General features: G+C 67.4%; 21 protein-coding genes and 1 riboswitch. Of the genes, 10 read left to right on the top strand and 11 right to left on the bottom strand.

The features are described 5' to 3' along the window. The first annotated feature begins 78 nt into the window (after positions 1–78). Positions 79–308: riboswitch (cobalamin riboswitch) on the top strand. 174 nt (positions 309–482) lie between these two features. The 3 genes from C9412_RS10050 (at position 483) to C9412_RS10040 (ending at position 2,897) form a co-directional block, all read left to right on the top strand. Further along, the gene (locus C9412_RS10050; RefSeq protein WP_107231476.1) at positions 483–1,154 is read left to right on the top strand and encodes an epoxyqueuosine reductase QueH; all 672 of its coding nucleotides are present in this window, start codon (positions 483–485) and stop codon (positions 1,152–1,154) included. A gap of 56 nt (positions 1,155–1,210) precedes the next feature. After that, positions 1,211–1,837: a bifunctional nicotinamidase/pyrazinamidase gene (gene pncA, locus C9412_RS10045; protein ID WP_107231475.1), complete on the top strand. Its 627-nt coding sequence runs from the start codon at positions 1,211–1,213 to the stop codon at positions 1,835–1,837. 262 nt (positions 1,838–2,099) lie between these two features. Further along, complete coding sequence (locus C9412_RS10040) at positions 2,100–2,897, top strand: NYN domain-containing protein (RefSeq protein WP_308811145.1); 798 nt, start codon at positions 2,100–2,102, stop codon at positions 2,895–2,897. A gap of 92 nt (positions 2,898–2,989) precedes the next feature. On the opposite strand, the gene purU is transcribed toward C9412_RS10040, so the two are convergent. Next, positions 2,990–3,841 carry a formyltetrahydrofolate deformylase gene (gene purU, locus C9412_RS10035; RefSeq protein ID WP_107231569.1) on the bottom strand — a complete coding sequence of 284 codons (852 nt, stop codon included), beginning with the start codon at positions 3,839–3,841 and terminating at the stop codon, positions 2,990–2,992. Positions 3,842–3,955: 114 nt separating this feature from the next. Here purU and C9412_RS10030 point away from each other — a divergent pair, with 114 nt between their 5' ends. Beyond that, entirely contained in the window at positions 3,956–4,867 is a 912-nt protein-coding gene (locus tag C9412_RS10030) for a LysR family transcriptional regulator (protein WP_107231568.1), read from the top strand. 3 nt (positions 4,868–4,870) lie between these two features. Here C9412_RS10030 and C9412_RS10025 read toward each other — a convergent pair whose 3' ends face one another. From C9412_RS10025 to C9412_RS10015, 3 genes are all read right to left on the bottom strand, one after another. After that, positions 4,871–5,971: an NADH:flavin oxidoreductase/NADH oxidase gene (locus C9412_RS10025; RefSeq protein ID WP_107231473.1), complete on the bottom strand. Its 1,101-nt coding sequence runs from the start codon at positions 5,969–5,971 to the stop codon at positions 4,871–4,873. A 162-nt stretch (positions 5,972–6,133) separates the two neighbouring features. Then, positions 6,134–6,940 (bottom strand): NAD-dependent protein deacetylase, encoded by an 807-nt coding sequence (locus C9412_RS10020; protein WP_107231472.1) that lies wholly within the window; start codon positions 6,938–6,940, stop codon positions 6,134–6,136. Positions 6,941–6,983: 43 nt separating this feature from the next. Then, entirely contained in the window at positions 6,984–7,388 is a 405-nt protein-coding gene (locus tag C9412_RS10015; protein ID WP_107231471.1) for an acyl-CoA thioesterase, read from the bottom strand. Between the two features lie 91 nt (positions 7,389–7,479). On the opposite strand from C9412_RS10015, the gene C9412_RS10010 reads away from it, so the two are divergent. Continuing rightward, the gene (locus tag C9412_RS10010; protein ID WP_107231470.1) at positions 7,480–8,115 is read left to right on the top strand and encodes a LysE family translocator; all 636 of its coding nucleotides are present in this window, start codon (positions 7,480–7,482) and stop codon (positions 8,113–8,115) included. Between the two features lie 159 nt (positions 8,116–8,274). On the opposite strand, the gene C9412_RS10005 is transcribed toward C9412_RS10010, so the two are convergent. Together C9412_RS10005 and C9412_RS10000 are read right to left on the bottom strand one after the other, a co-directional pair. Then, a complete protein-coding gene (locus C9412_RS10005) occupies positions 8,275–9,294 on the bottom strand; it encodes a ribonucleotide-diphosphate reductase subunit beta (RefSeq protein ID WP_008264781.1) in 1,020 nt (339 codons plus the stop codon). Positions 9,295–9,438: 144 nt separating this feature from the next. Beyond that, entirely contained in the window at positions 9,439–11,841 is a 2,403-nt protein-coding gene (locus C9412_RS10000) for a ribonucleoside-diphosphate reductase subunit alpha (RefSeq protein ID WP_107231469.1), read from the bottom strand. A gap of 536 nt (positions 11,842–12,377) precedes the next feature. On the opposite strand from C9412_RS10000, the gene C9412_RS09995 reads away from it, so the two are divergent. Further along, a complete protein-coding gene (locus tag C9412_RS09995; RefSeq protein WP_107231468.1) occupies positions 12,378–13,214 on the top strand; it encodes a DUF2884 family protein in 837 nt (278 codons plus the stop codon). Positions 13,215–13,385: 171 nt separating this feature from the next. Here the strand turns inward: C9412_RS09995 and zapE are convergent, their stop codons facing one another. Further along, on the bottom strand, positions 13,386–14,486 hold the full coding sequence (gene zapE / locus C9412_RS09990) for a cell division protein ZapE (RefSeq protein WP_107231467.1): 1,101 nt from the start codon (positions 14,484–14,486) through the stop codon (positions 13,386–13,388). Further along, entirely contained in the window at positions 14,483–15,154 is a 672-nt protein-coding gene (locus tag C9412_RS09985) for a CocE/NonD family hydrolase (protein ID WP_107231466.1), read from the bottom strand. The genes zapE and C9412_RS09985 overlap by 4 nt, the downstream gene beginning before the upstream one ends. A 43-nt stretch (positions 15,155–15,197) precedes the next feature. On the opposite strand from C9412_RS09985, the gene C9412_RS09980 reads away from it, so the two are divergent. After that, on the top strand, positions 15,198–16,055 hold the full coding sequence (locus C9412_RS09980; RefSeq protein WP_107231465.1) for a hypothetical protein: 858 nt from the start codon (positions 15,198–15,200) through the stop codon (positions 16,053–16,055). A 73-nt stretch (positions 16,056–16,128) separates the two neighbouring features. On the opposite strand, the gene C9412_RS09975 is transcribed toward C9412_RS09980, so the two are convergent. The 3 genes from C9412_RS09975 to C9412_RS09965 form a co-directional block, all read right to left on the bottom strand. Beyond that, the gene (locus C9412_RS09975; protein ID WP_107231464.1) at positions 16,129–17,577 is read right to left on the bottom strand and encodes an ExeM/NucH family extracellular endonuclease; all 1,449 of its coding nucleotides are present in this window, start codon (positions 17,575–17,577) and stop codon (positions 16,129–16,131) included. A gap of 283 nt (positions 17,578–17,860) precedes the next feature. Next, positions 17,861–18,379, bottom strand: a complete 519-nt coding sequence (locus C9412_RS09970) for a c-type cytochrome (protein WP_057497004.1) — start codon at positions 18,377–18,379, stop codon at positions 17,861–17,863. A gap of 196 nt (positions 18,380–18,575) precedes the next feature. Beyond that, complete coding sequence (locus C9412_RS09965; RefSeq protein WP_107231463.1) at positions 18,576–19,193, bottom strand: TetR/AcrR family transcriptional regulator; 618 nt, start codon at positions 19,191–19,193, stop codon at positions 18,576–18,578. Between the two features lie 159 nt (positions 19,194–19,352). Here C9412_RS09965 and C9412_RS09960 point away from each other — a divergent pair, with 159 nt between their 5' ends. From C9412_RS09960 to C9412_RS09950, 3 genes are read left to right on the top strand one after another with little or no spacing between them, the layout of a single operon-like run. After that, entirely contained in the window at positions 19,353–20,516 is a 1,164-nt protein-coding gene (locus tag C9412_RS09960; RefSeq protein WP_107231462.1) for an isovaleryl-CoA dehydrogenase, read from the top strand. Positions 20,517–20,526: 10 nt separating this feature from the next. After that, on the top strand, positions 20,527–22,137 hold the full coding sequence (locus tag C9412_RS09955) for a carboxyl transferase domain-containing protein (protein ID WP_107231461.1): 1,611 nt from the start codon (positions 20,527–20,529) through the stop codon (positions 22,135–22,137). A 41-nt stretch (positions 22,138–22,178) separates the two neighbouring features. Further along, positions 22,179–24,161, top strand: coding sequence for an acetyl/propionyl/methylcrotonyl-CoA carboxylase subunit alpha (locus C9412_RS09950; RefSeq protein ID WP_107231460.1), 1,983 nt, complete (start codon positions 22,179–22,181; stop codon positions 24,159–24,161). Positions 24,162–24,170 lie beyond the last annotated feature (9 nt).

The following is a 24,170-nucleotide window of genomic DNA, read 5'->3' as shown; positions in this document are numbered from 1 at the left end:
AGGGACGCTCTCACAACCTGAGAAGTGAGCCACACCACTGCACGGACTTCGGTCCTTGACCATTGTCGCCAACCGGTCCACCGTGCACACGCCGAAGGTATCCCTGTCCTCGCTCCGGCAAAGGCAGGGATTTAAACGGGAATCCGGTGAAGGCGCCTGGCGCGCCCATTCCGGAGCTGCCCCGCAGCGGTGAATGGAAACGAATCCTGCCAACAGCACTGGGCTTACGCCTGGGAAGCGGCAGGGAGTAGGAGGGCTTCGGCCCGTGTCCATCAGCCCGAAGACCGGCCCCGGCCGGGGGACACGACCGTCCCCTGATTCGACCTGGACTCTCCGCGGGGAGGGTGCCGGGGCTGTCGTTGTCCTGCGCAGGCGGGCAGCGCGGTCGCGCGCGTCCTTTCCACGGTATCCGATCAGACCCGTTCCCCACGCCCTGAGGCAGGGGCCGTCGCCGTTGCCGGCGGCCCCTGCGGTACCCGACCATGACCGAGCTCCAACGCCCCACCCTGACCCTGCCCGCCGACGGCAAGCGCCTGCTGCTGCATTCCTGCTGCGCGCCCTGTTCGGGTGAAGTGATGGAGGCGATCACCGCCTCCGGGATCGACTACGCGATCTTCTTCTACAACCCCAACATCCACCCGGTGAAGGAATACGAGCTGCGCAAGCAGGAGAACATCCGCTTCGCGCAGCAGCACGGCATTCCGTTCATCGACTGCGACTACGACACCGACAACTGGTTCAGCCGCGCGCGCGGCATGGAGAACGAACCCGAGCGCGGCATCCGCTGCACGATGTGCTTCGACATGCGTTTCGAGCGCACCGCGCTGTATGCGCACGAGCACGGCTACGACACCATCAGTTCGTCGCTGGGCATCTCGCGCTGGAAGAACATGGCGCAGATCAACGACTGCGGCATCCGCGCCGCCTCGCGCTACGAAGGCCTGCAATACTGGGACTACAACTGGCGCAAGGGCGGTGGTGCCAGCCGCATGGTCGAGATCAGCAAGCGCGAGCAGTTCTACCAGCAGGAATACTGTGGCTGCGTGTATTCGCTGCGCGATGCCAACCGCCACCGCCGTGAAACCGGCCGCGAGCGGATCAGGATCGGCCTGCTGTACTACGGGCAGGACGCTGGGACGCCGCAGGGCGATTGACGTGCGCTCGGGGGGCGGCCACGCTGGTCGCCCCTTCAGTTTGTAGTGGATCTGCCATGACTGCCCTGCCCGCCGATGTCGCCCTGCTGGTGATCGACCTGCAGCCGGACTTCATGCCCGGCGGTGCGCTGGCCTGTGACCAGGGCGATGCGCTGGTGGCGCCGATCAACGCACTGCTGGCGCAGCGCCACTACCGCACGGTGGTGGCCACCCAGGACTGGCACCCGGCCGACCATGCCTCGTTCGCCAGCCAGCACCCCGGCAAGCGCCCGTTCGAGACCATCCTGCTGCACGCACAACCGCAGACCCTGTGGCCCGACCACTGCGTGCAAGGCAGCGAAGGCGCCGTGCTGCACCCGGGCGTGGACTGGACTTCGGCCGACCTGATCCTGCGCAAGGGCACGCGCCCACAGGTGGATTCGTACAGCGCCTTCCGCGAAAACCATGGCCCCGACGGCGAGCGCCCGGCCACCGGCCTGGCCGGCTGGTTGCACGAGCGCCGCATCCGCGAGGTGCACGTGTGCGGCCTGGCGCGTGACTACTGCGTGCTGTGGAGCGCGCAGGACGCGGTGAAATCCGGCTTCCGGGTGAAGTTCCTGTGGGAGCTGACCCGGCCGGTGACCGAGGCCAACGACGCGATGGTGCGCGAGGCGCTGGGCAAGGCGGGGGTTGCGGTGATCTGACCCGCATCTCCTGCGGTTGCTCACTGTAGAGCCGAGCCATGCTCGGCTCATCCACCGGGTTCACAGCATCTGGCCGAAGAACAGCCGAGCATGGCTCGGCTCTACAGAAGGCAGGATTTGGTAGTGCCGGCCGCTGGCCGGCTTCCTCGGGATCTCTACCGTTGCCGGCCAGCGGCCGGCACTACCGGAATACGACCGTGCGATGCCCGTTGAGTCATCATGTCGCCTCTGCCGCTTGTCTGCCCCTGCAGACAGCAACACAATGAACCTCCAGCCCTCCAAGTACGCCACCCTACAGATCGCGGGACGGCCGAACCGAGGGCTTTTTACTGGAAGGAATCGAAAGGGCAAAGGCATGCCAACGGCGATCCTCATCGATGGCGGATATTTCGTTAAGAGATTCCGCCGGATTGAACCTCACAACGCCGGCAACGCTGAACGTGCCGCAGAGGTTGCCTACCGGTGGGCACTTGCGCACCTGAATTCGTCGGGGTGTGAACGACGGGATCTCTACCGCATTTTCTTCTACGACTGCCCACCACTCCGGAAGCGGATGCACAACCCGATCTCAGGCGCCTGCATCGACTATGCACGCTCGCCGGAAGCACACTTCAGGGTCAGCCTTCACGAGGCCCTGAAGCAGAAGCGAAAAGTGGCACTGCGTCTTGGCCATCTCGCGGACTCCAGTTCGTGGACAACCGATTCACGAACGCTCGATGCGCTCCTGAAAGGCAAGCGCTCATTCTCCACGCTTCTGCCCGGCGATCTGCACCCGGAAGTCAGACAGAAGGGCGTTGATATGCGTATTGGTCTGGATATCTCATCGTTGTCGCTGAAGCGGCAGGTTCGCCAGATCATTCTGGTGGCGGGTGATGCGGACTTCATACCCGCCGCCAAACTCGCGCGTCGCGAGGGCGTTGATTTCATGTTGGACCCGATGTGGTCTTCGATTCCGCCTGGCCTTCTGGAGCACATTGATGGCGTCCGCTCAACGTGCCCCAGGCCTGCCTGCAGGAAAAGCGCGTGGAATGCGAATGAAGCCGCTCCTCCTGGAGAGTGAGAAAGCCGCCGGGCATTACCGGCCATCGGTGGCAGTGCCGGCCGCTGGCCGGCAACCTCGGGATTGCTGCAATTGCCGGCCAGCGGCCGGCACTACCGGAATACGACCGTGCGGTGTCCGTTGAGCAGGATGCGGTGCTCCACATGGCGGCGCACCGCGCGTGCCAGCACCTGCGATTCGGTATCGCTGCCCAGCCGCACCAGCTCGCGCGGCGCCATCGCATGGTCGACGCGGGCCACGTCCTGTTCGATGATCGGGCCTTCGTCCAGATCCTCGGTTACGTAGTGCGCGGTGGCACCAATGATCTTGACCCCGCGCGCGTGCGCCTGGTGGTACGGCTGCGCGCCCTTGAAGCTGGGCAGGAAGCTGTGGTGGATGTTGATCGCACGGCCTGCCAATGCTCGGCACAGCGTGGGTGACAGGATCTGCATGTAGCGCGCCAGCACCACCAGATCGATGCGTTCGCGCTCGACCAGATCGATGATCTGCTGCTCCTGCACCGCGCGCGTTTCGGCGTTCACCGGCAGATGATGGAACGGCACCTGATAGGACGCGGCCAGCGGCGCGAAGTCGGCGTGATTGGACGCCACTGCGGCGATGTCCACCTTCAGCTGGCCACTGTGGGCGCGGAACAGCAGATCGTTCAGGCAATGCCCCTGCTTGCTGACCAGCACCAGCAGGCGCGCACGGCGGCGACCGTCGTGCAGCTGCCAGTCCATGCCGAAGTCGGCCGCCAACGTGGCCATCGCGGCGTGCACGGTGTCCAGCGGCAGGCTCGCGTCGCGGTCGAAATGCACGCGCAGGAAGAAGCGGCCGCTCTCCTCGTCACCGAACTGCTGGGCGTCGAGGATGTTGCAACCGTGGTCGAACAACAGGCCGGACACACGGTAGACGATGCCGGTACGATCGGGGCAGGACAGGGTGAGGATGGAATCGGGGCGCATCCTGGCAGTGTAGGCCAGCAGGGTGTTGATCGGATCGATGGTCACCGATGCAACCGAAGGGCTTGGTTCTGTCCCAAGCGATACTTGGCCGATCCCGTGGCAAGCTGGCTGGTCATGAACCTGTTGCAACTGATCCGCAGCTTCACCCGCACCGCAGAGACCGGCAGCATTGCCGCTGCGGCCCGCACCCTTGGCATCAGCGCCACCGCCGTCGGCCAGAACATCAACCGGCTCGAGGCCCATCTGGGCGTACGGCTGCTGAACCGCAGCACGCGCCAGCTGGCACTCAGCGAGGCCGGTGCGTTGTATCTGGCGCAGGTGCGGCACATCGAAGCCGACCTGGCACGCGCGCAGGCGATGGTCACCGCTGGCGATATCGAACCGGCCGGGCCGCTGCGCATCGCCAGCAGCAGCGCGTTCGGTCGCCATGTACTGGCGCCGTTGCTGCCCTCGCTGCAGCAGCGCTACCCGCAGCTGCAGCTGGAGCTGCGCCTGAATGACCGCGCCGTACAGCATGGCCCGGAGGCGGTGGATGCCAGCATCCGCATCGGTGCGCAGCTGGAGGACGGCGTGGTCGCACGGCAACTGGCGCGCGTGCCGTTCGTGTTCTGCGCTGCGCCGGCCTACCTGCAGGCGCACGGTACGCCGCAACACCCGTCCGATCTGGGCAGCCATCGCGGGCTGCTGCACCGCTTCCCGACCGATGGCCGGCCGCTGCGCTGGGGCCTGCTGAAGGACGGCCAGCGCGTGGACGCCGCGCTGCCGCCCAGCATGGTCTGCGATGACATCGATGCGCTGGCCGCTCTGGCCGCCGCCGGAGCCGGCATCACCCGGCTGGCCGCGTTCGTGGCCGAACCCTATCTGCGTGACGGCCGCCTGCGTGCGGTGTTCGACACCGACAGCGCATGGCGCCCGGAACCGATGGACGTCTACTTCTGCGTCAGCGACCGCCGCGACTTCACCGCCAAGATCCGTGCGCTGTTCGAGCACCTGCAGGTCGGCATGGCGCCGGCCTGGCGGGTGTGAGCCTCAGCGGGTCTTGAACACGCCGCGTGCATCGCGCGGTTCGCAGCGCAGGTACTGCGGCGCCGGTAGCACGCTCTCGCGCAGTGCGGCAGCGGCGTGCCACGGCCAACGCGGGTCGTAGAGGATGCCGCGCGCCAGCGCCACGGCATCGGCATGGCGGTGGCGCAGGATCGACTCGGCCTGCTCCGGCTCGGTGATCATGCCCACGGCGATGACCGGCATGCGCACCTTGGACTTGATCGCCGCCGCGAACGGCACCTGGTAGCCCGGGCCGACGGTGATCTTCTGGCGCTCATCCAGCCCGCCGCTGGAAACGTGCAGGAAATTGCAGCCGCGTGCGTCCAGGACCTGCGCCAGTGCTTCGCTCTGCACCAGATCCCAGCCACCTTCTACCCAGTCGCTGGCGGACAGGCGCACACCCACCGCGACCTTGTCCGACACCGCCGCGCGCACCGCGTCGAACACTTCCACCAGCAGACGCAGGCGGTTCGGCAGCGAGCCACCGTAGCCATCGGTGCGACGGTTGCTCAGCGGCGACAGGAACTGGTGCAGCAGGTAACCGTGCGCGGCATGCAGCTCGATCAGCTCGAAGCCCAGGCGCTCGGCGCGCACCGCGCTGGCGGCGAAGGCGGCGATGACCTCGGCGATGCCGGCCTCGTCCAGTGCCTGCGGCGCCGGATCTGCGGCATGGAACGGCAGCGGCGACGGTGCCACCGTGGGCCAGCCGCGGGCATCGTCGGCCGGCAGCTGGCCACCGCCATCCCACGGGCGCCTCACCGAGGCCTTGCGCCCGGCGTGGCCAAGCTGGATGCCCAGCGGCATCGGCGACCAGCGGCGGACGCTGGCCAGCACCTGCGCCAGCGCGGCCTCTGTGCCGTCGTCCCACAGCCCCAGATCGGCCCAGCTGATGCGGCCGCGCGGTTCGACCGCGGTGGCTTCCAGGATCAGCAGACCGGCGCCGGACTGCGCCAGGTTGCCCAGATGCATGGCGTGCCAGTCGCTGGCGCGGCCGTCTTCGGCGGAGTACTGGCACATCGGCGCGATGACGATGCGGTTGGACAGGGTGAGGGGGCCGAGCGAGATCGGCGAAAACAGCTGGGTCACGGCAATGCGGGGCAAGCGGATGGGTGAGCGTATTGCACCGCCGCACGGCCTGCGAATCAACCGTGTGGATGGATCGCTGTTTCGCGCGACCTGGCTGAGCCGAGCGTGGGCTCGGCTCTACAGAAACCAACAACCCCTTGTAGAGCCGAGCCCACGCTCGGCTCAGCCCGCCACCCAGCCGGTCAACGCCTCGGCGCAGTCGCGTTCATCCTTGAACTGCAGCAGGTCATCGGCGCGGGTGCGTCCGCGGTTCAGCGCCGCTACGGGCAACCCTGCCCTGGCCGCGGCCTGCACGAAGCGGAAGCCCGAATAGACCATCAGCGAGGAACCCACCACCAGCACGGCGTCGGCCTGCTGCAGGTGTTCATGCACGGCCGCCACGCGCTCACGCGGCACGTTTTCACCGAAGAACACCACGTCCGGCTTCAACACCCCGCCGCAGTGCGGGCACTCGGGCACCATGAAGCGGGAGAAATCGGTCTCCAGATCGGCGTCGCCATCGGGAGCGATGCCGGCCTCCAGGGCATCCCAGCCCGGATTGGCCTCCAGCAGGCGCTGCTGGAAATCCTCACGGCGGCTGCGGCGTTCGCAGCCCATGCAGCGCAGCAGGTCCAGGCGGCCATGCAGGTCGATCACGTTGTGGCTGCCGGCGCGCTGGTGCAGGCCGTCCACGTTCTGGGTCAGCAGCACCTGCAGCTTGCCACGCGCTTCCAGTGCCGCCAGCGCCTGGTGGGTGCCGTTGGGCCGGGCCCGGCCGAAGCGCGGCCAGCCCAGCAGGCTGCGCGCCCAGTAGCGCTGGCGGGTGGCCGCCTCGCCCATGAAGGCCTGGTAGGTCACCGGCGGCGTGCGCTTCCACTGGCCGTCGGTGTCGCGGTAGTCGGGAATGCCCGAAGCGGTACTGCAACCGGCGCCGGTCAGCACGAACAGGCGCTGGGCGCGGTCGATGAAGTCGGTCAGCGGCGGGGTCATGGTCTTCAGGTGGGGGCGTTCGGGCGCCCCCGCAAGCATCGGTTCAGGGCGCAGCGGGCAGACGCGGCACGGCCGTGGGCTGGCCGTCTTCACCCAGCGCGATCATCACGAAGTGGCCGCGGGTACACAGCTGGCGCTCGCCGCTGTGCAGATCTTCGGCAATCAGCTCCACTTCGACCTTCATCGAGCTGCGGCCAACCTCGACGATGCGGCCGATGGTTTCCACCATCTGTCCGATGCGGATCGGCAGTTTGAAGTCGACCTGGTCGCTGCGTGCGGTCACCACGGTGCGGCGCGAATAACGGGCGGCGGCCAGGAACGCGGCCTTGTCCATCCACGCCAGCGCCTGGCCACCGAACAGGGTGCCCATGTGGTTGGTGTGGTTGGGGAAGACGATTTCGGCCATGCGCACTTCGATGGGCGGCACGGTCTCGGGGATCGGGGTCATGGCGGGGATGTCGGTGTGGGGTGCGGCAATTTTATGCCAGGCCCCGTGCAGGCGGCGCTACACTGCGCCACGCCCACTGCCAGGACTGACCATGCCCGCCCCCTCCGACCTTGTGGCCTTCGCCCTCATCTCGCTGGGCATGGTGCTTACACCCGGGCCGAACATGATCTACCTGGTCTCGCGCTCGATCTGCCAGGGCCGCACCGCCGGCTTGATTTCGCTGGGCGGGGTCGCGCTGGGCTTCGTGTTCTACATGCTGTGCGCGGCGCTGGGCATCACCGCCCTGCTGATGACCGTGCCGCTGGCCTACGACACGCTGCGCATCGGCGGTGCGTTGTACCTGCTGTATCTGGCCTGGCAGGCACTCAAGCCCGGCGGCCGGTCGCCGTTCGCGGTACGTGACCTGCCGCAGGACAGCCCGCGCAGGCTGTTCGCGATGGGCTTTCTGACCAACCTGCTGAATCCGAAGATCGCGGTGATGTACCTGTCACTGCTGCCGCAGTTCCTGCACCCGGAAGGCCATGGCAGTGTGCTGATGCAGTCGCTGGTGCTGGGCTTCACCCAGATCGCGATCAGTGTCAGCGTCAACGCCGTGATCGCGGTGATGGCCGGCAGCATCGCCGGCTTCCTGGCCGCGCGCCCGACCTGGCAGGCGGTGCAGCGCTGGCTGATGGGCACAGTGCTGGCCGGGCTGGCGGTACGCATGGCGGTGGAAGGGCGGCGCTGAGCGTAGCGTCGAGCTTGCTCGACGGCCGTTGAGCCTTTGTAGAGTCGAGCTTGCTCGACTGCCGTTCGCGTAGAGCAGTCGAGCAAGCTCGACTCTACAAGAACAAAAAACCCCGGCGTTGGCCGGGGTTTTTCGTTGCAACCGGAGTGACCGCTTCGATCAGAAGTTCATGTCGAAGGCGACTTCGCCCTGCACGCCGACCTGGTAGGCCGAGACGCGGCGTTCGAAGAAGTTGGTCAGTTCCTGCACGTCCTGCAGCTCCATGAACGGCAGCGGGTTGCGCACGTTGTACTTCTTTTCCATGCCCAGCTTGGCGAAATGCTGGTCGGCGCAGTGCTGCAGATACTGGCGCATGTCGCGGGTCGAGATGCCCGCCACGCCGCCGGACAGCACGTCTTCGGCGAACTGCACTTCGCATTCGATGGCTTCGGCCAGCATGTCATAGACCTGCTGCTTCATCTCATCGTCAAACAGGTCCGGCTCTTCCTCACGCACCACGCGCACCGACTCGAATGCGAACTCCATGTGCGCGCTCTCGTCGCGGAACACCCAGTTGGTGCCCGAGGCCAGGCCCGGCAGCAGGCCACGCGAACGGAAGTAGTACACGTAGGCGAACGCGGCGAAGAAGAACAGGCCTTCGATGCACGCGGCGAAGCAGATCTGGTTGAGCAGGAACTGGCGGCGCTCGGCACGGGTCTCGATGCGCTTCAGGTCCTGGATCGAGTCGATCCACTTGAAGCAGAAGTCGGCCTTCTTCTTGATCGAGTCGATGTTCTCCACCGCGGCGAACGCTTTGACGCGCTCTTCCGGATCCGGCAGGTAGTTGTCGAGCAGGGTCAGGTAGAACTGCACGTGCAGCGCTTCTTCGTACAGCTGGCGCGACAGGTACATGCGCGCTTCCGGCGCGTTCAAATGCTGGTACAGGTTCAGCACCAGGTTGTTGGACACGATCGAATCGCCGGTGGCGAAGAACGCGACCAGGCGGTGGATCAGGTGGCGCTCACCCGGCGACATCTTGCTGTGCAGGTCGGTGATGTCGATCTGGAAGTTGATCTCTTCCACCGTCCAGGTGTTCTTGATCGCGTTCCGGTACATGTCATAGAACTGCGGGTAGCGCATCGGGCGCAGGGTCAGTTCAAAACCGGGATCGAGCAGCATCTGCTTGGGCTTGTCGGCCATGGGTGTTTCCTTGAATTCCTGGGTGAGACGCCGGGCATGGCCCGGCGCTACCGTGGGTGTTTTTCCGCAGCCGGGCATGGCTCGGCTCTACAGGTGCGAGGTGTTCGAGTGCCGACCAACGGTCGGCACCCACCGCGCGGTGTGTTACTGGCAGGCCTCGCAGGCTTCCGGGTTTTCCAGCGAGCAGGCGATCGCTTCGTCCGGGCTGAACACCTTGGCCGGGGCCGCGCTGCTCACCGTGGTCTTGGCGATCTTGGTGGCCGGACGCGAACGCAGGTAGTAGGTGGTCTTGATGCCCTGCTTCCAGGCGTACATGTACATGGACGACATCGCACCGATGTTCGGGCTTTCCATGAACAGGTTGAGCGAGGCCGACTGGTCGATGAAGGCACCACGCTCGGCGGCCATGTCGATCAGCGAACGCATCGGCAGTTCCCACGCGGTGCGGTAGACCTCGCGCAGGGTTTCCGGAATCTGCGCCACGCCGGCGATGGAACCTTCGGCCAGCTTGATGGCATCGCGCATGTCAGCGGTCCACAGGCCCAGCTTCTTCAGCTCGTTGACCAGGTAACGGTTGACCTGCAGGAAGTCACCGGACAGGGTCTCGCGCTTGAACAGGTTGGACACCTGCGGCTCGACGCACTCGTAGCAGCCGGCGATCGAGGCGATGGTCGCGGTCGGGGCGATCGCGATCATCAGCGAGTTGCGCAGGCCATGCTCCTTGATGCGCGCACGCAGGGCATCCCAGCGTGCGGTGTCTTCCGGCACCACGTTCCAGGCGTCGAACTGCAGTTCGCCACCGGCGGCACGGGTGTCGTTGAACGACGGGTGCTTGCCGCGTTCCTGGGCCAGCTCGCAGGAGGTTTCCAGCGCGTGGAAGTAGATCGTTTCGGCGATCTTCTTCGACAGTGCGCGGGCTTCGGCGCTGTCGAACGGCAGGCGCTTGCGGAAGAACACGTCCTGCAGGCCCATGCAGCCGAGGCCGACCGGACGCCAGCGCAGGTTGGCGCGGCGGGCGGTTTCGATCGGATAGAAGTTCAGGTCGATGACGCGGTCGAGCTGGCGCACGGCCAGGCGCACGGTCTCGGCCAGCTTCTCGAAATCGAAGTCGTTGTGCTCGTCGAAGTGGTTGCCCAGGTTGATCGAACCCAGGTTGCACACGGCGGTTTCATCGTTGGAGGTGACCTCCAGGATTTCCGTGCACAGGTTGGACAGGTGGATCACGTTGCCGGCGCGCAGGGTCTGGTTGCTGGCGCGGTTGCACTTGTCCTTGAAGGTCATCCAGCCGTTGCCGGTCTCGGCCAGCGTACGCATCATGCGGGCATACAGCTTGCGCGCCGAGATGGTGCGGCTGGCCTTGCCCTGCGCTTCGGCCTGCACGTAGGCCTGCTCGAAGGCTTCGCCGAACAGGTCGGTGAACTCCGGCACGACGCGCGGATCGAACAGCGACCATTCCTGGTCGGCCTCGACGCGCTTCATGAACAGGTCCGGCACCCAGTTGGCCAGGTTCAGGTTGTGGGTACGGCGGGCTTCGTCACCGGTGTTGTCACGCAGCTCGAGGAAATCCTCGACGTCGGCATGCCAGGTTTCCAGGTAGACGCAGGCAGCGCCCTTGCGCTTGCCGCCCTGGTTCACCGCGGCCACCGACGAATCCATGGTCTTCAGCCACGGCACGATGCCGTTGGAATGGCCGTTGGTGGACTTGATGAGCGAACCACGCGAACGCACGCGGGTGTAGCTGACGCCGATGCCGCCGGAGAACTTGGACAGCTGGGCGATATCGCCGTACTTGGCATAGATCGATTCCAGCGAGTCCTGCGGCGAGTCCAGCAGGAAGCACGAGGACAGCTGCTCGTGGGTGGTGCCGGAGTTGAACAGGGTCGGGCTGGACGGCAGGTAGTCCAGGTTGCCCATGCGCTTGTACAGCGCCAGGGTCTCGGACACGTCCTCGCTCAGCGCGCTGGCGATGCGCAGGAAGAACTGCTGCGGGGTCTCGATCACCTTGCGGGTGTGCGGGTGGCGCAGCAGGTAGCGGTCGTACAGGGTACGCAGGCCGAAGTAATCGAAGTTCAGGTCCAGCGAGATGTCGATGGCATCGTTGAGCTTGCGTGCGTTGGTCTGCACGAAGTTCAGCAGGCGGTCGTTGATCAGGCCCACTTCGTGGCCACGGCTGACCGACTGCGAGAAGGCGTAGATTTCCTGGCCCGACACTTCCTTGGCGATGTAGTTGGCCAGCAGGCGCGCGGCCAGACGGCCGTACTCGGGCTCTTCACCGATCAGCAGCGCGGCGGTGCGGATGGACAGTTCGTCCAGCTCGCGGGTGGTGGCGCCGTTGTACAGGCCGGAAATGGTGCGGGTGGCCACGCGCATCGGATCGACGGCGTGCAGGCCTTCGGAGGAACGCTGCACCGCGCGCACGATCTTGTTCAGGTCCACCAGTTCGGTGGTCCCGTTGCGCTTGGTCACACTCATCGCGTTGGCCGTCGGCGGCGACGTCAACAGGAACTCGCTTTCCTTCTCGATGGTGGCGCTGGATTCGGTGCTCACGGCGTGTGTCCTCTTGGCGTGATTGGGGGTGCTCGATGCATCGGGTGACGCGGCCCGGGACATGACAGCCCAGGGTGGCAGGACGGCGTCGCAGAGGATGAGACCCTGCGCCTGCCACTGCCGTTGACGGTTGCATGCGGGTATCCGGGAGACCCCGCGGCGGACCCCCATACCTGGGGTTGTTGCGACCGGCAGCCACAAGATAGTGGGGGTGATGGGGGCCGTCAACGCCAAATGTAGTGAAATTCGGCAATCCCTTGCGCCGCAAGGATCGTGCCATCGGCGGCCCGATCAGACGCTTCAGACCTGCCGGAACGGGCTGCGCAGTCAAGCCCGAGACGCGTCATTCCGGTGGTACAACGCCGCGCGGAAACGGAACAATGACAGCTTCACATGACAGTGATGAAGCTGGCCAGGGACAACCCTGTGGATAGGTGGTGGGCATCCGGTGGGCAGCCGCTGGCGGGGTGACTTCCGGCCGATGCCGGCGCGGCCTGGCCGGCAGATGCTGCAGGCTCGCCACACGGACTGTCGCCATGGATCTGCGCCTGCCCACCCTCGCCCTGCTGTCGGCCTTGCTGCTGGCCCCCGCGCAGGCCGCCGACGCGCCGAAGCTGCACGCGGACCAGTGCGGCATCCGCACCGATTACGACGTGCTGGTGGACAGCGGTGGCATCTGGCTGCGGCACGGGCCGCAGGCGCCGCACGAGGTGGTGTTCCACGATGGTGTGCTGAGCCTGGACGATACGATCGTGCCGGTCAGCGCCGCCGATGCCGCACGCCTGCGCCAGCTCGAGGCCGGCGCCCGCCAATTGATGCCGGCGGCCACGGCACTGGCCCAGGAAGTGAGCGGACTGAGTTTCGACGTGCTCGACGGGGTCTATGAAAGCCTGACCGGCACCGCCAACAGCCGCAAGGTGCGGCGCCTGCGCCGGCAGGCCGATGACTGGATCGGCGGCACGCTGGGCAAGGGCTACTGGGAACAGGCGGTGTTCGGGCCGGGCTTCGAGGCCAAGGTGCAGGACATGGCCGAATCACTGTCCGCGTCCATCGCCCGCAGCATGCTCTGGCAGATCTTCACCGGCCGCAGCGACGCCATGGAGGCGCGCGCCGACCGCCTGGACGCGCAGATGGAGCAGCAGCTGGAAGGCCGCGCCGAGCGCATCGAAGCCCGCGCGCAGGCGCTGTGCCCGCTGGTGCAGGCGCTGGCCGATACCCACGACGCGCTGGAGGTGCGCTACCAGGGCCAACCGCTGCGGCTGCTGGAGCGCAGCGAGGGGATCCGGGTCGAGCACACCGCCGACACCGGCCTGCAGGTGTCGGCCGGGCCGGATGAGCGACCGTTGGGGAACGCGGTTGCGCCCACGCGGTAGCCACGCGGCACTGTTGTAGAGCCGAGCCCATGCTCGGCTGCTTTTCGGCACGCCAGGTAGAGTCGAGCTTGCTCGACGGCTTCTGGCACCGTGCGAAAAGCAGTCGAGCAAGCTCGACTCTACCAAGCGGGGCGACCGGGGCCGGTCGGGGGCCGACAGCGGCACTCCCCCTCACGCCCGGTGCGGGGTGCCCAGGTATTCGGCGCTCTGCATTTCGATCAGGCGCGAGGCGGTGCGCTCGAACGCGCCCTGCAGGCGCTGGCCGGTGTACAGCTCGATCGGCGAGGTGCTGGCGGTACAGACCAGGTTGACGTGGCGGTCGTACAGCTCGTCGATCAGGTTGACGAAGCGGCGCGCGGCATCTTCGTTCAGGCGGTCGAAGGCGGGAATGCCGCCCAGCAGCACCGTGTTGAACTCGTGCGCGATCTCGATGTAATCCGACGGCCCGCGCGGGCCCTCGCACAGGGCGGCGAAATCGAACCAGGCAATGCTCTTGCCGCGGCCGCGCACCGGAATCTTGCGACCCTCGATCTCGATGTTGCCGGGCTTGGCCGGCTGGCCGCCACTGAGTTCGGCCCAGCGCGTGGCCAGCCAGGCATCGCTGTCGGCGGCCAGCGGCGCGCGGTACACCGGCGAGCGGGTCAGCGCGCGCATGCGGTAGTCCTCAGTGCCTTCGGCGTACAGCTCCACGCAGAAGCGCTGCAGCAGGCCGATGGCCGGCAGGAAGCTCTCGCGCTGCAGGCCGTTGAGGTACAGGTTCTCCACTGCCGTGTTGGAGGTGGTGACCAGGGTCACGCCCTCGGCGAACAGGCGCTCCAGCAGCCGCGCCAGCAGCATGGCATCGCCGATGTCGGTGACGAAGAACTCGTCCAGCACCAGCACGCGCAGGTTGCTGCGCCATTCCTGGGCGATCCTGGCCAGCGGGTCACTCTGGCCCTGGTGCTCGCGCAGGCGCTCGTGGACGCTGCGCATGAAGCGGTGGAAATGCGTGCGGTACTTCTGCTTGATCGGCAGGCCGTCGTAGAACAGGTCGACCAGGAAGGTCTTGCCGCGGCCGACACCGCCCCAGAAGTACAGGCCCTTGACCGGCTCGGGCTTCTTCCAGAACGAGGACAGGCGGTCCAGCCAGCCGTCCTCGGCGCTGTCGACCAGGCCCCGATGGATGCGGTCCAGCTCGGCCAGCGCCGCATGCTGGGCCGGGTCATCCTGCCAGTCGCCACGGGCGACTCCTTCGGCATAGCGCTGCGAAGGCGTCAGCTCGGCTGCACTCATGCCGCCGCGCCCAGCCAGTGCTTGACGCCGTGGGTGAGTGCGCCGCGCAGGTCGATCAGCTTGCGGTGGAAGAAGTGGCTGGTGTCGGGCATGCGCACCAGCTCATGCGGGAAGTCCAGCGTGTCCAGCCACTGGTAGACCGCCTGCGGGTCGACGATCTCGTCCTGCTCGCCCTGGATCACCAGCCAGCGCGCCGGCGGTTGCACGCCGTCGAAATCCCAGCGGCCGGCCGGCGGTGCGATCGAGATCAGCGCTTCCGGCTGCAGTTCACCTGCCGCCTTCAGCGAAACGAACGAGCCGAAGCTGAAGCCGGCCAGCCACAGGCGATCGTCCGCGCGCTGGCTGCGCACCCAGGCGGCGACGGCCTTCAGGTCGTCCTGCTCGCCTACGCCGTGGTCGAACTCACCGGCCGAGGCGCCCACGCTGCGGAAGTTGAAGCGCACCGTGGCGATGCCCAGCTCGCGCAGGGTGGTGGCGGTCATGGTGACCACCTTGTTGTGCAGGGTGCCGCCTTCGGTGGACAGCGGATGGCAGATGACGGCCACGATCGGCTGCGCCGGCACATCGGCCTTGGGCAGGTCGACGACCACTTCCAGCGGACCGGCCGGGCCGTCCAGTTCGAGGCAGGCGGTTTGGCCGGGGGCGACGGGGAACAAGGGCTTGTGCATGGCACCATGATACCGTCCCCCGCCCCTGCCCTGTGCCCGCCCCATGCTCTACCTGTCCCTGGCCGTGATCTGCAGTGTGCTGGTTTCGGTGTTGTTGAAGGTGGCCGGACGCCGCCAGCTGGATGTCGCGCAGATGGTCACCTGGAACTACCTGGTGGCGGCGACGCTCACGGCGGTGGTGCTGCAGCCGCCGCTGGATGCACTGCGCGCGCCGCATGCGCCGTGGCTGTCGCTGCTGGCGCTGGCGGTGGTGCTGCCGTCGATCTTCCTGGTGCTGGGCCGCGCGGTGGCGGTGGCCGGCATCGTCCGCAGTGATGTGGCGCAGCGGCTGTCGCTGCTGCTGTCATTGGCCGCGGCGTTCCTGTTCTTCGGCCAGACCGCCACTACGTGGAAGCTGGCCGGCCTGGCGCTGGGCCTGGTCGCCATGGTGGCGATCAGCCTGCGCCCGCGTGGACCGACCGTGGCGGCCTCGCCCGGCGGCTGGGGCTGGCTGCTGGGCGTATGGGGCGGGTTTGCCGTGGTCGACGTGCTGCTCAAGCAGGTGGCCCTTTCGGGCACGCCGTCGATGGCGGCGGTGCTGGCCAGCTTCAGCGTGGCCTTCGTGCTGATGTTGGCGCTGCAGCTGTGGCGGCACTTCAGCGGTCGCAGCCGGCTGGCCTGGCGAAACCTCGGCGCCGGCGCGCTGCTGGGCCTGCTCAATGGCGGCAACATTCTCTTCTATGTGCACGCGCACCAGTCGATGCCAGACAGCCCGGCCACGGTGTTCGCCGGCATGAACATTGGCGTGGTGGTGCTGGGTGCGCTGGTGGGTGTGTTCGCCTTCGGCGAGGCGACCACGAAGTGGAACCGCGCCGGCCTTGCGCTGGCGGTGCTGGCGATCGGGTTGATCGCCTGGGGGTGAGCATGTGCATCGGGGTCAGAGCCCATTCCGTTGGAATGGGATCCGACCCCTGCCGCGACCCCGGCGTTGCGCGTTATTTATCGAAGCCCAGCAGCAGCGGGTCGTGGTCGGAGCTGCGCCACGGGCCCTGCACGTTGCGGCCCTGGTAGCCGCTGGCGTCCTGCTCGTCGGCATTGCTGTGCCACTCGGCGGCACCGCGCAGGCGCTTGGCCATGCCCGGGCTCAGCAGGGCGTGGTCAAGACGGCCGCTGTAGCCGTTGTAGACGTAGCTGTAGGGGTGCTCGACCTTGGCCACCTTGAACGCATCCTGCCAGCCCAGGTCGTGCAGGGTGCGGATCGGGTCTTCCATCGCGTAGGCATTGAAGTCGCCCAGCAGCACGATGTCCTTCACCTTCAGGCGCGCGGCTTCGGCATTCACCCACTGGTTGAGCTGGCGCGCCGATTCCACACGGGTGGCGTTCCAGCAGCCCTGGCCGTCGTTCTGGTCGGCATCGGCACCGCTGGCATCGCGGCAGCCCTTCGACTTGAAGTGGTTGGCCACCACCATGAACGGCGCGCCCTTGCCCTGGAAGGCCTGCGCCAGCGGCGCACGGCTGTGTTCGGCAAACGGGCCATCGGTCCGGGTCAGCGGCTTGCCCAGCGGCTTGAACGACCCACGCTTGTAGATGATGCCGACCCGGATCGGATTGGTGCCTGGGCCTTCGCCCGGATCCACCGCCACCCATTCGTCGTTCGGGTCGGTGCGCGGCAGTGCATTGAGCGCGGCCAGAAGTTCGGCGATGGCCGACTGCGGACCGTAACCGTCGTTTTCCAGTTCCATCAGCGCGGCGATGTCGGTATCGAGGGCGCTGATGGTGGCCACCAGCTTGGCGACCTGCGCCTTGTGCTCGTCCAGCGTGCGCGCGCCGCGCAGGGTCGGGAAGCCGCCGCCCTGGCCATCACCATTGAAGAAGTTCTCCAGGTTGAACGCGGCGATCTGCAGGCTGCCCGGCACCTTCGGCACCGGCGGGCGCTGCAGTTCCGGCAGCTGCAACGCGCCGTCCACCTGCAGGCGGGCACGGCCCTGTGCGTCCACGCGCACGGTGCCTTCCACGTTGCGCAGCTGCATGCCGGTGCGCAGCACCGGATTGCCCGGCAGATAAGCCACGCTGCCGGGGTCGCGGGCATCGCTGCCGTCGTCCAGCAGCAGGCGGCGGCGCTGGTTGTCGGCCATCACCTGCTCACTGCCCGCGGTGCCCGGCGCGGCCACTTCGGTCGGCTGCCAGAGGCGGCCGTCGAAGGCCACGGTCAGCTCGCCGAAGCGTTCCAGGCCGTCGGTACCGGCCAGGGTCAGCGGCGCGGCGATGCGCACGCGCTGGCCATCCAGCGCGCGCCAGTCTGCGGGCGCGGCGGTCAGCACCACGGTGGCGCTGCCGCGCGCGGCCGGCGCTACCGGGGCCGGTGCGGCCTGCGGCTGGGCCTGGGCGAAGGCGCTGGCCGGCAACAGCAGGGACAGGGCAAGGGCAAGGGAGCGGCGGCGCATCGACGGGCGATTCCAGGGAAGAGGGGGCACAGACTAACCCCGAAATGCGAAACCCCGCTTGCGCAGCCGGGTTTTGGCCGTGGTGGGCAAAACCCCACGCGATGACCGGGCAACCGGGGGCAACCGGGGGCACGGGGGGTAGAGTCGACTGTCAGTCGACTATCGCGCGCAGCGCGGGCTTTTCGGTGCCCTTGGGAAGAGCAGTCGACTAACAGTCGACTCTACCGTTCGCCCGATCACCCGATCGACGGTTCGCCCGTCCGGTGATTCGGGCGTTCGCCGGCTACTTCAGGTTGCCCAGCATCCAGTCCACGGTGGCGTGGATCTGCTCCTCGGTCAGTGCCGGGTTGCCGCCCTTGGGCGGCATGATGCCGCCGTCGGGGCCGGTGTAGCCCTCGATGGCGTGCTTGTAGAGGGTGTCCTTGCCCTGCGCCAGGCGCTTGTCCCAGTGCGCGTGATCCAGCGTCGGGGCCTGGCCGACACCGGTGGTGTGGCAGGCCGTGCACAGGTTGTCGAAGATCACCTTGCCGTCCTTGGTGCCGCCGTAGGCCACCTGCGAGGCGGCCTTGGCCAGTGCGGCGGCCTTGGCGGCGGCCTGCGCGGCGGCACCGGTACTGCCGGCATAGACCGCGCCGGTGGGCGAGATGCGCTGTTCGGTGCGCTTGGCTGCCGTGGGCGACACCTCGGGCGGAATCCGGGTGTGGATGTAGGCGGCAAGGAGGATCAGGCCGAGGGTGATGGCCATCAACAGCGCGATCACCATGGAGAAGCGTTTCAGGAACTCCAGATCGTAATTCCGCACTCTTCGTTACCCCTGGCTGATAGTCGTTGGACCACGGCTGAGCGACTGCGTGATGGGCCGAGTATAGAACGCGCTTCGCGTGCGACAACAGGCGTCACTGCTGGTGCGACGCAACATGCTGGGGCTGGGGTCAGATCCCTTTTGCCATGCAAAAGGGATCTGACCCCCGGCAACAGCAGCCGGCCAGCGGCCGGCTCTACCGGATTGCCGGGGCGCCGATCGCGCGCAGGCAGAAGCTGCAGATCGCGTCCACCAGGGCGTCCTCGTCGCGATGCGCTTCGCGGCTGGGTGCGGTCGGGCCGACCATCGCTTCGGTGAACGCACCGACCAGGCAGGCAGCGGCCGCATGTGCGTCCTGCGCCGGCAGCTCACCGGCCGCCACGCCTTCTTCCACCAGCCGCAGGAACACATCGCCGAATGCGCGCCGGCCGCGCATGCGCTCGGCTTCCACATCCGGGTCGACCGGTTCGACGATGAAGGCATGCGCCAGCCCCGGCCCGGCCAGGGCGCGACGGACGAAGGCGGTGATCGCCAGCCGCAACCGCTCGCTGGCGGCCTCCGGACCCTGCGCGATGCGCTCCATGATCGCCACCTCATGGGCCACCGCGGCGTTGAGCACTTCCACGAACAGCTCGGCCTTGGACGGGAAATGGCGGTAGATCAGCCCGGTGGACACCCCCGCCTGGGTCGCCACGGCAGTCACCGGGGCGTTGCGCCAGCCGCCGGTGGCGACCAGCGCACGGGTCGCCAGCAGGATCCGTTCACGGGCGCCCGCCAGGCGTTCTTCCATCAATGCAGAGCGTTTGTAGGCCATGTTCTGATTCTAGTTTCAATTTTTGAATTCGTATTCACTTCTTACCCGAACCCCGCTACGCTGGGGCCATCGCCCGTGTGGGTGGCGGTCCTGTACACCGCCATCCACTCCCCCGCCGGGTGCGTCCATTTCCTGCCATCCCGCCGTGGAGCCACCACAATGCACGTGCCATCCCTGAACTTCGATCTTGGCGAAGACATCGACCTGCTGCGCCAGAGCGTGGCCCATTTTGCCGCCGCCGAGATCGCCCCGCTCGCCGCCGAGGCCGATGCGACCAACCAGTTCCCGCTGGCGCTGTGGCCGAAGCTGGGCGAACAGGGCCTGCTCGGCCTGACCGTGGAAGAAGCATACGGCGGCACCGGCATGGGTTACCTGGCCCACGTGGTGGCGATGGAAGAGATCTCGCGCGCCTCCGGCGGCATCGCCCTGTCCTACGGTGCGCACTCCAACCTGTGCGTGAACCAGCTGCGCAAGAACGGCAGCGAGGAACAGAAGCAGCGCTTCCTGCCGGACCTGTGCAGCGGCGCCAAGGTGGGTGCGCTGGCGATGAGCGAACCGGGCGCCGGTTCGGACGTGGTGTCGATGAAGCTGCGCGCGGACAAGCGCGGCGACCGCTACGTGCTCAACGGCAACAAGATGTGGATCACCAACGGCCCGGACGCCGATGTGCTGGTGGTCTACGCCAAGACCGACATGGAGGCCGGCGCCAAGGGCATCACCGCCTTCCTGGTCGAGAAGGGCATGAAGGGTTTTTCCACCGCACAGAAGCTGGACAAGCTGGGCATGCGCTCCTCGCCCACCTGTGAACTGGTGTTCCAGGACTGCGAGATTCCCGAAGAGAACGTGCTCGGTGCGGTGGGCGGCGGCGTGCGCGTGCTGATGTCCGGCCTGGACTACGAGCGCGTGGTGCTGTCCGGTGGCCCGCTGGGCCTGATGGCCGCAGCGATGGACGTGGTGATGCCCTATGTGCACGAACGCCACCAGTTCGGCGAGCCGATCGGCAGCTTCCAGCTGATCCAGGCCAAGATCGCCGACATGTACGTGGGCCTGGGTGCCTGCCGCGCCTATGTCTATGCGGTGGCGCGCGCCTGCGACCAGGGCCGTACCACCCGCCAGGATGCCGCCGGTGCGATCCTGTACGCCGCCGAGAAGGCAACCTGGCTGACTGGCCAGGCGATCCAGATCCTCGGTGGCAACGGCTACATCAACGAGTACCCGACCGGCCGCTTGTGGCGCGACGCCAAGCTGTATGAAATCGGCGCCGGCACCTCGGAGATCCGCCGCATGCTGATCGGCCGCGAACTGTTCCAGCGCACCCTGTAAGGCCACCGCGATGACCGTACTGAACAGCCAGCTGCAACCGGGCAGCGATTCGTTTGAAGGCAACCGCGCAGCGATGCAGGCGGTGGTCGACGACCTGCACGCCACCCTGGCCCGCACCGCCCTGGGCGGCAGCGAGGCGGCGCGCGCCAAGCACACCGCACGCGGCAAGCTGCTGGTGCGTGACCGCATCGACGCCCTGCTCGACCCGGGCAGCGCCTTCCTGGAAATCGCGCCGCTGGCCGCGCATGGCATGTACGACGATGCCGTGCCTGCGGCGGGCGTGGTGGCCGGCATCGGCCGGGTGAGCGGTGTGGAGTGCGTGATCGTGGCCAACGACGCCACGGTCAAGGGCGGCACCTATTACCCGATGACGGTGAAGAAGCACCTGCGCGCGCAGGAGATCGCCGAGCAGAATCACCTGCCATGCATCTACCTGGTCGACTCCGGTGGCGCCTTCCTGCCGCTGCAGGACGAGGTCTTCCCCGACCGCGACCATTTCGGCCGCATCTTCTACAACCAGGCCAACCTGTCGGCGCAGGGCATTCCGCAGATCGCCTGCGTGATGGGCAGCTGCACCGCCGGTGGTGCCTACGTGCCGGCGATGAGCGACGAGACGGTGATCGTGCGCGAGCAGGGCACGATCTTCCTCGGTGGCCCGCCGCTGGTGAAGGCGGCCACCGGTGAAGTGGTGACGGCCGAGGAACTGGGCGGCGCCGATGTGCACACGCGCATCTCCGGCGTGGCCGACCACATGGCCGACAACGACCTGCAGGCGCTGGCCCGGGTGCGCGCGATCATCGCGCAGTTGAACTGGCGCAAGCCGGAACCGGCGATGGCGGTGCAGGCCTCCGAAGAGCCGCTGCTGCCGGCGCATGATCTGTATGGCGTGATTCCCGCCGACACGCGCAAGCCCTACGACGTGCGCGAAGTGATCGCGCGCCTGGTCGATGGCTCGCGTTTCGATGAATTCAAACCGCGCTATGGCGCGACCCTGGTCACCGGCTTTGCCCATCTGAACGGCTACCCGATCGGCATCATCGCCAACAACGGCATCCTGTTCTCCGAATCGGCCCTGAAAGGCGCGCACTTCATCGAACTGTGCACCCAGCGCAACATCCCGCTGGTGTTCCTGCAGAACATCACCGGCTTCATGGTTGGCCGCAAGTACGAGCAGGGCGGCATCGCCAAGGACGGGGCCAAGCTGGTGATGGCGGTGGCCTGCGCCAAGGTGCCCAAGTTCACCGTGGTGATCGGAGGTTCGTTCGGTGCCGGCAACTACGGCATGTGTGGCCGTGCCTATTCGCCCAACTTCCTGTGGATGTGGCCCAACGCGCGCATCGGCGTGATGGGCGGCGAGCAGGCCGCCAGCGTGCTGGCCACGGTCAAGCGCGATGGCATCGAGGCCAAGGGCGGCCAGTGGCCAGCCGCGGAGGAAGACGCGTTCAAGGCGCCGATCCGCGAGCAGTTCGAACAACAGGGCCATCCCTACTACGCCAGTGCCCGCCTGTGGGACGACGGCGTGATCGATCCGGCCGACACCCGCCGGGTGCTGGCGCTGGCGCTGTCGGCCAGCCTCAACGCCGCCCCGCAGCAGACGCGCTTCGGCGTGTTCCGCATGTAACCCATGCCATGACCGAGCACGCTCCCATGAAGCCCGTTGCCATGTTCACCAAGATCCTGATCGCCAACCGTGGCGAAATCGCCTGCCGCGTGATCGCCACCTGCCGTCGCCTCGGCATCGCCACCGTGGCGGTGTATTCCGATGCCGACCGCAACGCGCGCCACGTACGGCTGGCCGACGAAGCCATCCACATCGGCCCGGCCGCCGCTCGCGAGAGTTACCTGCGCGGCGATGCCCTGCTCGAGGCCGCACGCGCGACCGGCGCGCAGGCGATCCACCCCGGTTACGGCTTCCTGTCCGAGAATGCCGACTTCGCCGATGCCTGCGCCGCCGCCGGCATCACCTTCATCGGGCCGCCGGCCAGCGCCATCCGCGCGATGGGCGACAAGAGCGCGGCCAAGGCGCTGATGGCCAAGGCCGGTGTACCGCTGACGCCGGGTTACCACGGTGACCAGCAGGCGCCGGACTTCCTGCGCACGCAGGCCGACGGCATCGGCTACCCGGTGCTGATCAAGGCCAGCGCCGGTGGCGGTGGCAAGGGCATGCGCAAGGTCGAACGCAGCGAGGACTTCGTCGATGCACTGGCCAGCTGCCAGCGCGAGGCGGCCTCGGCGTTCGGCAACGATCACGTACTGGTGGAGAAGTACGTCGAGCGCCCGCGCCACATCGAGATCCAGGTGTTCGGCGATTCCCACGGTGATGCGGTGTACCTGTTCGAGCGCGACTGCTCGGTGCAGCGCCGCCACCAGAAGGTGCTGGAAGAGGCCCCCGCACCGGGCATGAGCGCCGAGCGTCGTGCGGCGATGGGCAAGGCCGCCGTCGATGCCGCGCGCGCGGTGGGCTATGAGGGTGCGGGCACGGTGGAGTTCATCGCCGGCCCGGATGGCGATTTCTACTTCATGGAGATGAACACCCGGCTGCAGGTGGAGCATCCGGTCACCGAGTACATCACCGGTACCGACCTGGTGGAATGGCAGCTGCGCGTGGCCGCAGGCCAGCCGCTGCCGCTGCGCCAGGAGCAGCTGGCCATCCGCGGTCACGCCATCGAGGCGCGTCTGTACGCCGAAGATGCCGACCGCGGCTTCCTGCCCTCCACCGGCACCCTGCGCCGGCTGCGCCTGCCGACGCCGTCGGCCAACGTGCGCGTGGACACCGGCGTGGAGGAAGGCGACAGCATCACCCCGTACTACGACCCGATGATCGCCAAGCTGATCGTCTGGGACGTGGATCGTGATGCCGCGCTGCGCCGCATGAGCCAGGCCCTGGCCGACTGCCAGGTGGTGGGCGTGACCACCAATGCCGGTTTCCTGCGCCGGCTGGTGAACACCGATTCGTTCACCCACGCCAAGCTGGATACCGCACTGATCGAACGCGAACAGGCGGCGCTGAGCGTGCTGGGCGACAGCGACGACGCCCTGTGGCTGCTGGCGGCGGTGGCCGCGGTGGCCAGCACCGCGGGCGCCAGCACCGACGCACGCGATCCGCATTCGCCGTGGCAGGCACAGGACGGCTGGCGCCTGGGTGCCCGTGCGCCACGCGTGCTGCCAGTGCAGCAGGGCGAGCGGCGGCACAGCCTGAAGGTGTGGGCGCAGGCTGACGGCTGGCGGATGCAGTGCGATGACGCCGCGCCGGTACTGGCCATCGGCACGGCCGACGCGCACGCACTGACCCTGCAGCTGGGCGGGCGCCGCTGGACACTGCAGCTGCTGCGCGACGGCGACCAGCTGTACCTGTTCGGTGCCGATGGCCAGCATCGTTTCACCCTGCACGATCCGGTGGGTGAATCGGACCATGCCGTGGCCGACGCCGGCAGCCTGCTGGCACCGATGCCCGGCAGGATCGTGGCCACGCTGGTCGCGGCCGGCACCGAGGTCAAGCGCGGCACGCCGCTGGTGGTGCTGGAGGCGATGAAGATGGAGCACACCCTGCAGGCACCGGCCGATGGCACGGTGAAGGGCTATCGTGCCAAGGCCGGCGACCAGGTCGGTGATGGTGCAGTGCTGGTGGACTTCGAGGCCGCCTGAGGGGGCGTG

This window comes from Stenotrophomonas sp. Nf1 (assembly GCF_003028475.1).
GTDB lineage: Bacteria > Pseudomonadota > Gammaproteobacteria > Xanthomonadales > Xanthomonadaceae > Stenotrophomonas.
The sequence above is the reverse complement of the archived record's forward strand: the minus strand, read 5'-3'. Positions and strand labels throughout refer to the sequence as shown.